Source organism: Paenibacillus polysaccharolyticus (assembly GCF_023714295.1).
GTDB classification, from domain to species: domain Bacteria; phylum Bacillota; class Bacilli; order Paenibacillales; family Paenibacillaceae; genus Paenibacillus; species Paenibacillus polysaccharolyticus_A.
Genome location: NZ_JAMAUN010000045.1, coordinates 1 through 423, shown reverse-complemented (window position 1 = coordinate 423; position 423 = coordinate 1). Strand labels below are relative to the sequence as shown.

Genomic DNA, 423 nt, shown 5'->3' with positions numbered 1-423 from the left:
ATGCGTGATCTGATCCTTCAACTCAGCAAAAGTTCGATTTATTCAACAAAGCCGTGACACCGGACAGGAGCGCCAGGCATCATGACAACGCCCTCTCCTCCTTTGCTTCACTTCCTGTCAGGTTTAAGACGACTATCAAACCGGAACGGTATCTGTTGAGCCTTCTGCACGATCCCGTAAAACTCAGGGTGCTCAGGATTTAACAGATAATTGAACTCTACCGGCGATAAGGCTGAGGGAACACGCAGTGCAACCGAGCTCCTGGTAAATGACCAGGCATCTCCGTAATCAGCCAGTTCCTGAGGCGCATCCTCATCAGCCCAGTTGTCCGGTAATTCATCCATGTTTGCGCTTTGGATCAGTTCATCAGGCACATCGATACTCAGTAGCGTGAAAGAGTCCATTATCTGTGCCGCATGCAGG

General features: G+C 50.1%; 1 protein-coding gene. It reads right to left on the bottom strand.

Annotation, left to right across the window (positions count from 1 at the left end):
* Nucleotides 1-107: 107 nt before the first annotated feature.
* The coding region (locus M3629_RS28100) for an RES family NAD+ phosphorylase (RefSeq protein ID WP_251512189.1) at nt 108-423 on the bottom strand (316 nt) is incomplete at its 5' end.